Origin of the sequence: Nostoc sp. CHAB 5715, from assembly GCF_020829685.1 — a bacterium.
Lineage (GTDB): Bacteria > Cyanobacteriota > Cyanobacteriia > Cyanobacteriales > Nostocaceae > Nostoc.
Genome location: NZ_JAIVFR010000167.1, coordinates 1 through 9,745, shown reverse-complemented (window position 1 = coordinate 9,745; position 9,745 = coordinate 1). Strand labels below are relative to the sequence as shown.

At 41.1% G+C, this 9,745-nt stretch carries 11 protein-coding genes and 1 pseudogene; 6 read left to right on the top strand and 6 right to left on the bottom strand.

The window, feature by feature from the left end:
* Positions 1-212, top strand: a 212-nt coding sequence (locus LC574_RS11495; protein WP_229453643.1) for a hypothetical protein, incomplete at its 5' end; no start/stop codon positions are given.
* Positions 213-248: 36 nt separating this feature from the next.
* Here the strand turns inward: LC574_RS11495 and LC574_RS11490 are convergent.
* Positions 249-497: a Ycf34 family protein gene (locus LC574_RS11490; RefSeq protein WP_118167283.1), complete on the bottom strand. Its 249-nt coding sequence runs from the start codon at positions 495-497 to the stop codon at positions 249-251.
* A gap of 86 nt (positions 498-583) precedes the next feature.
* On the opposite strand from LC574_RS11490, the gene LC574_RS11485 reads away from it, so the two are divergent.
* Both LC574_RS11485 and LC574_RS11480 read left to right on the top strand, forming a co-directional pair.
* Positions 584-1,888, top strand: coding sequence for a CCA tRNA nucleotidyltransferase (locus tag LC574_RS11485; protein WP_229453642.1), 1,305 nt, complete (start codon positions 584-586; stop codon positions 1,886-1,888).
* Positions 1,889-2,332: 444 nt separating this feature from the next.
* The gene (locus tag LC574_RS11480) at positions 2,333-2,554 is read left to right on the top strand and encodes a hypothetical protein (protein WP_229453641.1); all 222 of its coding nucleotides are present in this window, start codon (positions 2,333-2,335) and stop codon (positions 2,552-2,554) included.
* A 546-nt stretch (positions 2,555-3,100) separates the two neighbouring features.
* Here LC574_RS11480 and LC574_RS11475 read toward each other — a convergent pair.
* Entirely contained in the window at positions 3,101-3,283 is a 183-nt protein-coding gene (locus LC574_RS11475; protein ID WP_229453640.1) for a hypothetical protein, read from the bottom strand.
* A 36-nt stretch (positions 3,284-3,319) separates the two neighbouring features.
* Between LC574_RS11475 and LC574_RS11470 the strand changes: the two genes are divergently transcribed.
* A complete protein-coding gene (locus LC574_RS11470; protein WP_229453639.1) occupies positions 3,320-4,711 on the top strand; it encodes a hypothetical protein in 1,392 nt (463 codons plus the stop codon).
* Between the two features lie 260 nt (positions 4,712-4,971).
* Here the strand turns inward: LC574_RS11470 and LC574_RS11465 are convergent, their stop codons facing one another.
* Positions 4,972-5,505: a hypothetical protein gene (locus tag LC574_RS11465; RefSeq protein ID WP_229453638.1), complete on the bottom strand. Its 534-nt coding sequence runs from the start codon at positions 5,503-5,505 to the stop codon at positions 4,972-4,974.
* Positions 5,506-5,542: 37 nt separating this feature from the next.
* On the bottom strand, positions 5,543-6,151 hold the full coding sequence (locus LC574_RS11460; RefSeq protein ID WP_229453637.1) for a site-2 protease family protein: 609 nt from the start codon (positions 6,149-6,151) through the stop codon (positions 5,543-5,545).
* Positions 6,152-6,801: 650 nt separating this feature from the next.
* On the opposite strand from LC574_RS11460, the gene LC574_RS11455 reads away from it, so the two are divergent.
* Together LC574_RS11455 and LC574_RS11450 are read left to right on the top strand one after the other, a co-directional pair.
* Positions 6,802-7,083 carry a DUF4212 domain-containing protein gene (locus tag LC574_RS11455; RefSeq protein ID WP_229453636.1) on the top strand — a complete coding sequence of 94 codons (282 nt, stop codon included), beginning with the start codon at positions 6,802-6,804 and terminating at the stop codon, positions 7,081-7,083.
* 9 nt (positions 7,084-7,092) lie between these two features.
* Positions 7,093-8,748: a sodium:solute symporter family protein gene (locus tag LC574_RS11450; RefSeq protein WP_229453635.1), complete on the top strand. Its 1,656-nt coding sequence runs from the start codon at positions 7,093-7,095 to the stop codon at positions 8,746-8,748.
* On the opposite strand, the gene LC574_RS11445 is transcribed toward LC574_RS11450, so the two are convergent.
* Positions 8,735-8,941, bottom strand: coding sequence for a hypothetical protein (locus tag LC574_RS11445; protein WP_229453634.1), 207 nt, complete (start codon positions 8,939-8,941; stop codon positions 8,735-8,737). The two genes, LC574_RS11450 and LC574_RS11445, sit on opposite strands and share 14 nt — an antisense overlap.
* Positions 8,942-9,016: 75 nt before the next feature.
* A pseudogene (locus tag LC574_RS11440) lies at positions 9,017-9,634 on the bottom strand (tetratricopeptide repeat protein); the annotation flags it as partial.
* Positions 9,635-9,745 lie beyond the last annotated feature (111 nt).

Genomic DNA, 9,745 nt, shown 5'->3' with positions numbered 1-9,745 from the left:
GGGTAAGTGGTCTAGTCGCTGTGGGTTGGTCATGCTGGTTTCTCTTGGCTAGCTTTTTTATCTTCTGCGATCGCTTTCCTCACATCTCCTCCCTGTACCATGAATTAGCGATCGTTGAAGGACAAAATCTCATTACAGCAGAAATCATGTATTTGAAGCACATCTGTCGTAAGGGTACAGCATTGCTGTGTCCCTACCGCCTGTCTATTTAGCTGAAAATAGCTGTAAGATACACCAATCATTTTCTGTCAAGTCGGCACTAATTCACCAGGACGCAACTTCGACCACTTACCCGTTTCTCGCTTAAAGCTCAGACAACCAACAACATCCCATTCCATTTCAATTACATCATCTTTAGTCCGAATGTTGACATTGATAGAAGGTTCATTCGGATCAAAATTTGGTGTTTCGGTCAAGTGAGGCTGTTGGTGCTGCCCTTCTACGGCATGATAGGTAACACAGCTGTCTACATAGTGGCAGTTCACGCAAATACACATAATAGAACCAACTCCAGGGGCCTTTATTGTTAATCTAACGTAAGCCCAACTGTTATTCATGAGTTGCTGGGTTGATTTTTATTACAATGCCTGAATCGATTCCTTCTACTCTAGCTCCCGAAAATTGGCCTTTCAGCTTGGAATTCTTGCCACAACCAGCTTACATGGTAGGTGGCGCTGTCCGAGATGCTATCCTTGGCAGAACTCGCGGATATCTGGATCTAGATTTTGTTATACCATCTAAAGCGGTAAAGGTAGCGAGAGCGATCGCTCATCATTACAAAGCTGGTTTTGTGTTACTCGATGCAGAACGACAAATTGCGCGTGTGGTTTTTCCCCACGCCACGGCTGACTTTGCCCAACAAGAAGGAGATAGTTTAGAAGTTGATTTGCACAGACGGGACTTTACAGTAAATGCGATCGCTTATAATCCCCATACCCAAGAAATCATCGATCCTCTGCAAGGTTATGTAGACTTGCAACAAGGCATTTTGCGAATGGTATCACCTGCGAACCTAGAAGATGACCCTTTACGGTTAATGCGAGGTTATCGTCAAGCCGCCCAACTAGGTTTTACTATTGAGCCAGCTACCCAAGCCGCAATTCGTTCTTTGGCATCACATATCAGCAAAGTTGCAGCCGAACGACTTAGGGTAGAAATTGGCTACCTACTCAGCAATTCTCAGGGTACTCCCTGGATTACAAGTGCTTGGGAAGATGGTTTACTTGCGCCTTTCTTCAAAAACGCCACCCGTGAAAGCTTGATAAAATTAGCAGCAGTTGACGAAGCAGCTGCCTTACTCAGCCAAAATTGGCAACAATTAGGGGAAAAACTGCAAGAATATGTCCGCGATAGTATCAAAACCACTTGGTTAGGTATTGCCAAACTTGCTTGTCTTGTTAACCCAGTTCCAGAGTTAGCAGAAATAGAACTACAGGAACTAACTTATAGTCGTGCCGAAATCCGAGGTGTAACCACTGCCTTGAAACTGTTACCGCAGCTTCAAGTAGTCGATATGTCTTTGCGAGAACAATACTTTTTCTTTCATGACGCAGATATTGTCTTTCCCGCTATGGCAGTCTTAGCTGTAGCACTTGATATTTTGGTAGAGGCGATGTCTGGTGACAAGCCACTACACATAGCAATGGAAACCAAAGCAAAACGCTGCCTTATTTGGGCACCTTTGATCAACCGCTACCTGAACCCTGATGATCTGGTCGCTCATCCCACTCCACTAGTGAGCGGGAAGGAGTTGATTATAGCATTAGATATTCCAGCTTCGCCAATTATCGGGCAACTGTTGAGAGAAATTGGTGTAGCACAAGCTGAGGGGAAAGTTTCAACAACAGTAGAAGCGATCGCTTATGCACGTCAACTACTTGAAGGTTAGATAACGCGATGTGCGACTTAATATTCTGACCTCTCTCCTTTTAGGAGAGAGGCTTTGATTTTTGCTCCCCAACGCTAGTAGGGAAGGGGTTGGGGGTTAGGTTTGAGAGAAAGTCGCACATGGCGTTAGATATTAATAGGACTTACGCAAAAATCGCCCAAAAGCTTAATTTGTCGAACCGCCAAGACGCCAAGAACGCCAAGAATTCGTAGAGCGTGCGTAAGTCCTAATTAATTCACTTTTTTCGGTCAGAATTAATTCTGAATTCTTACTCCTGATAACAATTCTAGAAAAAAATGAAACAGATGCGTAGGTTGGGTTGAACTTTAAAGCTGCTTTTGCTTGCGGAAAACACCAAAATGAGAAAGTATAGCAAGGGACTGGGGACTGGGTGAAAAGTCGCTTTGTGTCTAAGTTTTATCATCTGTTAATGTCCTAACCACCTTGGCTGTTGCTATAAAAGCTGCTTTTGAGAAAGTCAAAGCTTATTTTGCTTGCGGAAAACACCAAAATGAGAAAGTAAAAGCTGCTTTTGAGAAAGTCAAAGCTTATTTTGCTTGCGGAAAACACCAAAATGAGAAAGTAAAAGCTGCTTTTGAGAAAGTCAAAGCTGATTTTGCTTGCGGAAAACACCAAAATGAGAAAGTAAAAGCTTATTTTGAGTAAGTAAAAGCTCCTTTTGAGTAAGTAAAAGCTCATTTTGAGTAAGTCGAATGGCATTTTTACTTAGTTCAATATGAATTTTAGTCTAGGCGATACCTTTCCTTCGGAACGCTACGCGAACGGTAAGCTTCGCTAACGCGTTTTTCAGTTTTATCACGGTACGCTTTGCACAAAACCTGTAAATTCGTAGCCCCATGTAGTCTATTCTGGATTTGGGGGGAGGCGATCGCGAAGATTTGCCAAATTTTCACGAAACTTAGTCTGTCAAGCTAGTTTTGATGGTTTTAGGACTTACGCAAAGGCAACGTACTTTCGTCATTGCAAGCATTGCGAAGCAATCCCAGTCTTGACGAGATTGCAACGCTTGACTGCGTTCCGCTCGCAATGACTAATCATCGCTGCGTAAGTCCTGGGTTTGTAGTAAGCACTTTAGTGCTTAGAAAATAAAGACTAAAGTCCTTACTACGAACTTACTTACCATCAATTTATTGACAGACTACTATTACGGGCTACGCCTACACAATTTGTCCTTGTCATGATACAATTGTACTATACAAGAATATCCGGTGAGTATGCAACGCAAAGTTTACCAGGCAATGCCCAAAGTTTGTAGTAAATAAACGCGATATTAGCTAGTTCGTGAATGCGAACGTGAACACACAATAGTTGTGTGGTATGTAGCATCAATTTATTGTGGGTTTGCCCTTCAATTTTCCACAGTTTAACAGGCATTAAAAGATTCTTGACCTTTATATGGAAGGTAGCAATATGACGAATAAGAAAATTTCTCTGGTAGAACTAATCCAAATTTTTACACAATATCGCAACAATATTATCGTCAATATCAAGCACCTGCAAGAACATTATCAAAGAACAGGTATTAAGCGCGTTAAAGGTGTGAGAAACGAAAATGGGGAACTGCTTCAGCCGTGGTTGCGAACAGAAAATATAGATAATGCTGAGTATGTTGGTATGGGCGAGTTTCAGTTTAATCGCAATACTGCTACTATCAATATGCTTATCAAACGTAAAGTCAAACTAGCCAAATTTGAAGACCAAACTCCCACTATTGAGGTAGCAGGTTTGCTAGTAAATGACCTCAATAGCTTTAATAATTACACAATTGTTAGCGACGGCAAAATAAACGTCAAGTCTTTACAAGTCAAAATCAGCAGTAAAAAAGCTTTTGACTTGCTAAAAGAAAAGGGTGTGTTAGATGCAGAAGATTTTGACTTTCGTGCTGAACATACCATTGAGTTAGATAACTTGCCGCTAGTAGCTGCAAATAGTTGTTACAGCAACATTGATGGACTATTCAATGAACTCGCAGAAATTAAAGTAATTACTAGTATTATTTCTGCTCACTTAAGAAAGGAGTCAGATGTATTTGTAGCAGGACAGTTAGATGAGTTTAAAAAGCACTATCTATCTAAAAATGTTTACATCAACTTCCCTACAACTAATGAATATACAGACATCCATGAAGCTCTAGTTAATGGGACTCTTGACTCAAGATTGAGCTATAAAATTGATATCGGCAGTCAAGATATTCTTAACCTTAGTAAGTTTCATTCGGGTAATAAATTTTTGAATAGAATGTATCGTCTTTATGATAAAATCACTGGAGAAATTATCATCAAGCCTACTTTTGAGATGGCATTGAATGAAAATCTCGCTGTTCGGCACAGGCTACTATCATCACGCACCAAGATTACAAAAGTTGACGAGTTGATGAAACCAATTTTTGATGATTTTCTTGGGCTTAAGCAAAATGGCATAGTCGTAGGTATTCTTAAGAAAGTTGATGCTGATAGTTTGGCGCAGTTGTTACAGGATAAACAAGCTGGTAAGCAGATCAGCAAAGAGGAAATGGTTGCAGCTTTAACGACGGCAAATAACAAGCTAGAACAATATGTAGAAAATATCTACCAAGATAAGATATCTCCCTTGGTATTTTACATTGGTTGTACTGGAGTATTGCCAGATAAAATGGAAGCAAAACCGATGACTGCTGAAGAAGCTGCTGCTAGATATCCCAATTTGCAATTCTCTAAAGATGAGCAACAAGGTACTTTTTTTGCAGTTGGTGATAGTATTATCAGCATCTATGCCAAAACTGAATATTACAGCAAACTTATTTCTGTCGGTGTAGACAATTAGATTGTATATCAATACAGTTCAGTTAACGCTAAAAACCTTAAACTATGTAGGTTGGGTTGAGGAACGAAACCCAACATTTCCCGGGCTTTGTTGGGTTAAGCAAAGCGCAACCCAACAAAGCAATTTTTTACAAAGCCAAGCGTATTGGATTGTATATACAAATTAAATAAGATTGGTATATGCAATAACTATAATCCCAACTTATTTGACAAGTTGGGGTTCTTGTCTCTCATGGATGATTTAGGATTGCTATAGCAATTCTATGGGTTTCCTAAAATACAGCTAGAGTTTGGGCGTATCGCAGAATTAATTGGACTTGTGGATGAAGACGTAGTTCCAATAAAACTGACTATAATCTGTAAAGACAATAATAAAAAAAGACTGTAGTAAATGATTTTTATATCTTTATTAAGGATTTGGAAATAGCGTTCTACAAAAGAAGAATAACCTGCAACTCCCATAGAACCAAAGCTTCCAATAATCAATAATCTCATCAATAAATCAATGGAAGAGGTTAACGGCGATCGCTCCTGATTCAAGCAGGCGAGCAAATTATCTTTTTCAATTCCCAAATTGCTTAATACAGAGTTAAATAGCCCTGGTTGTACAACTATTAATTGTTGACTTATTTCGTGAGGGTATTTAACTAAATGATTATTTACAGAATGCCATTGATTACTATATTGACTTACAGGTAAAATACTCGCCATTGATTCTCCAGATGGCAGAAGTACAGCAGCAATGCTCAAGGCAATGCTAGTAGCAGTAGCCACAATTTTTTGCTTGATTTTCATTCAAATATTCCTTTGCCTTTGCCTAAAAATTTACTGTTTACATCCTCAACCCTGACTGGATAAATAAATCAGCAATGCTACCAAGTCCTATCCCAAAACCCGGAATTATAAATAGAAGCATCATGGCAAAGAGTCCGAATTGGTTATATTGCAGTGGCTTTAGTTGAGGAAAAATTTCACTGAAGACATGAAAGCCGTCTAGTGGTGGAATTGGCAGCAGATTAAACAGAAATAACGTCAGATTAATTCGAGCCGCTAGGTAAAGAAATTCGACACTCAAGAGTCCTGAAAGACTAGGGTTAAAGAAAAGTTTGAGCAGCACAATAAATAGAATGCCTAAAGCCAGATTCGACAATGGGCCTGCTGCTGATACCAAAATATTGCCTAGCTTGCCAGAACGAAACTTAGATGGGTTGACGGGCATTTGTCCCCAAGCTATACCCATGAGACAGAGAAAGATGATTGATTCTTTGCCCATGTGAACTACAGGATTAAGCGTCAGATGGCCTGTTTGTTGTGGAGTGTTATCTCCCTGACTCATCGCAGCCCAGCCGTGAGCAAGTTCATGCAAAGTAATGGAGAATATGACAATGGCAACGATTCTGAAAAAATAAATCGGGTTTGTGATTAGTGTTTCGATAAACATATATTCTGGCTTGTGGTATGGTTAAAGCTGAAATCCGTGCTTTCTGAAGACACGCACGAAAAAGTTATCCAATTTAAAAATTGCAAACCTTGAGAATCAAGATTGCTCACAAATAAATTAGGTAAGTTATTTTTGCGGGCTTCCAAAACTAGTTAAAAAATCTATGGTGATGCTGGTTATTTATATAATAATTTACTAGATTTTGGTAATGCCCCATGTTTGTAATAACAAGCTCGTTATCTAAAATGTTATTAAAAATACTACGTAAAAGCCTATGGTAATTACTCGTATATTTTTAAAATTAATTTTACTCACTTTAGGATCGTCAATTGCTTGTATAGCTTTAATAATAAAAGTTTTAGCATTTAATGTGAAAACTTTCTAGTCATTAATACGTATTTTATAGTAAATATATTGTATAAAATACTTTCATAATTAATGATTTATTGGATGTTTCACCTTCATCAGCCAACATTTGTTGATAACTGACTATGGGTTAATTCTCAGCTAGTTACTACTTAGTTTGATTTAATACTATATTGTTAAATATTATTTAGTAAATAATTTAAAAATTAATACAGTCATTGGACAGGATATTAACGGCTTATTGGTATTATTTTGATACACCAACGCAATGATGATGAACAACAATGGATGAAGATCAGCGCCGTTCTTATTGGCGTGCTAATACTGCTTTAATTCGTAATCTTTTAATTGTCTGGGCATTGGTTTCCCTCGTTTTTAGTATTTTGTTGGTTCAACCTTTGAATGGGATACGGTTTTTTGGCGTACCCTTTGGCTTTTGGATGGCGCAACAAGGGTCAATCCTGGTATTTGTGGCCTTGATTTTCATTTATGCCTTCCAAATGGAGAAGCTAGACCGCAAATACAATCTCAGCAAGCAAAGTCATAAATACAATATCAGGAAGTGAGGAAAAACCGTGTCAGTTGAAATTTGGACTATTGTATTAGTTGGACTTTCCTTCCTCGCCTACATTTATATTGGTTGGCAATCACGAGTCGAAAATAGTAAAGACTTTTTTGTAGCAGGTCAAGGGATACCTTCAATTGCTAATGGTGCGGCTACCGCCGCTGATTGGATGTCCGCAGCTTCGTTTATTTCAATGGCGGGGCTGATTTCTTTTTTGGGCTACGACGGTTCTATTTATTTAATGGGGTGGACTGGCGGCTATGTACTGCTGGCATTATTACTAGCTCCCTACTTACGGAAATTTGGTAAGTATACAGTGCCAGATTTTGTAGGCGATCGCTACTACTCTAATATTGCCCGTCTGGTGGCAGTAGTTGCAGCCATTTTCGTCTCCCTCACCTACGTTGCTGGACAAATGCGGGGCGTGGGCATTGTTTTTAGCCGCTTTTTACAAGTAGATATCAATACAGGCGTGATCATCGGCATGGTGATCGTCGGCTTTTTCTCTGTGTTGGGAGGGATGAAAGGCATTACCTGGACACAAGTAGCACAGTACTGTGTGTTGATTTTTGCTTACCTGATTCCAGCGATCGCGATCGCCTGGTTTCTCACTGGTAATCCTGTTCCCCAACTAGCATTTACCTTCAGTGATATTGGAGAAAAACTCAATAATATCCAAGTTGACCTGGGTTTTAAGCAGTATACTGAGCCATTTGTGAATAAGTCGATGCTGGATGTGCTGTTCACTACCATTGCTCTGATGGTAGGCACGGCTGGCTTACCCCATATAATTGTCCGGTTTTACACAGTACCGAGTGTACGTGCAGCTCGCTTTTCTGCTGGTTGGGCACTACTATTTATTGCCATTCTTTATACAACTGCTCCAGCTGTCTCTATGTTTGCCCGCTACAACCTGATCGATTCACTGCACAATCATACGGTTGCAGAAGTGCAGCAGCTAGACTGGGCGGCGAAGTGGGAAAAAACTAAACTTTTGGGTTTTGATGACATAAATAAGGATGGGCGTCTCCAGTTAACTCCAAATAAAGACACTAATGAAATAAAGATCGACCCAGATATCATTGTGCTTTCCACCCCAGAGATAGCTAACCTGCCTCCGTGGGTGATTGGCTTGGTAGCGGCTGGCGGTTTGGCTGCTGCTTTGTCTACAGCATCAGGTTTATTGCTGGTAATTTCCAGTTCCATCGCCCACGATATCTACTACCGGATCATAGATTCCACAGCCTCAGAACAAAAACGGGTGTTTGTCGGGCGAATCATGGTAGGTTTTTCCCTCGTCCTCGCCGGCTATTTTGGGGTGAATCCGCCAGGATTTGTTAGTCAGGTGGTGGCTTTTGCCTTCGGTTTAGCCGCCGCTAGTTTCTTTCCGGTGATTTTCCTGGGGATTTTCGACAAACGCACCAATTCTGAAGGTGCGATCGCAGGCATGTTGACGGGTTTAATTTTTACGATAATCTACATTATCGGTGTCAAGTTTGGGGGTATGCAACCTTGGTTTTTTGGGGTTTCCCCTGAAGGAATTGGTACTTTGGGTATGCTAATTAACTTCGCTGTTACCCTAGTAGTTTCGCGCTTAACCCCACCTCCTCCAGCAGAAATTCAACTGATGGTAGAAGACCTCCGCAGCCCGATTATTGAAGAATAGGGTATTGGGTATGGGGCATTGGGCATTGGGCATTGGGCATGGGGCACTTGTACTGAGCGAAGTCGAAGTATTGGGCATGGGGCATTGGGCATGGGGCACTTGTACTGAGCGAAGTCGAAGTATTGGGCATGGGGCATTGGGCATGGGGCACTTGTACTGAGCGAAGTCGAAGTATTGGGCATTGGGCATTCATTGCTTATTTCTTCCCTGCTCCCCCTGCTCCCCCTGCTCCCTCATCCCCCACTCCCCACTCCCTACTCCCCACTCCCTACTGTCCAAGTTCTTTAATGTTTTTCATCACTTGTTGATATAAGTCATTGTTGCCTTGACTTTGAAAAATGCTTGCTGCTTGTTGTAAGTCCTTGAGCGCTCCCTGCTTGTCTCCATTAGTAGCGCGGGCATTTCCCCGGTTATTGTAGGCCGCGGCAAAGTTAGGGTTGAGGCGAATGGCTTGATTGTAATCTTCGATCGCACCCTGTGGTTCTCCATTGGCAGCACGAGCATTTCCTCGGTTATTATAGGCGATCGCATATTTGGGATTGAGGAGAATTGCTTGGTCAAAATCATCTAGCGCCCCCCTTTTTTCTCCCAAGGTGGCGCGGGCATTTCCCCGGTTATTGTAGGCTTCGGCATAGTTGGGATTCAGGCGAATCGCTTCACTGTAATCTTTAACTGCTTCTCTGTTATTTCCTAATGAAGCGCGGGCATTCCCCAGGTTATTGTAGGCTTCGGCATCGTTAGGGTTGATGCTAAGTGCTTGATTGTAATCTGCGATCGCTTTTTCCTTGTCTCCCAAGTCAAAGTAGGCTAATCCCCGGCCGTTGTAGGCAGCGCCATATTGAGAATTTTGAGCAATTGCTTTACCATAAGAAGCGATCGCAGCTTTTGCTTTGGGACATCTCCTTCACTGACTCTGCGAGTACAGTGTAGGCTTGGCATTACTTGATGTTGAAAAAGCAGCAGTCTGGACGGTTAAGCTGATTAGGATAAAAGTAGC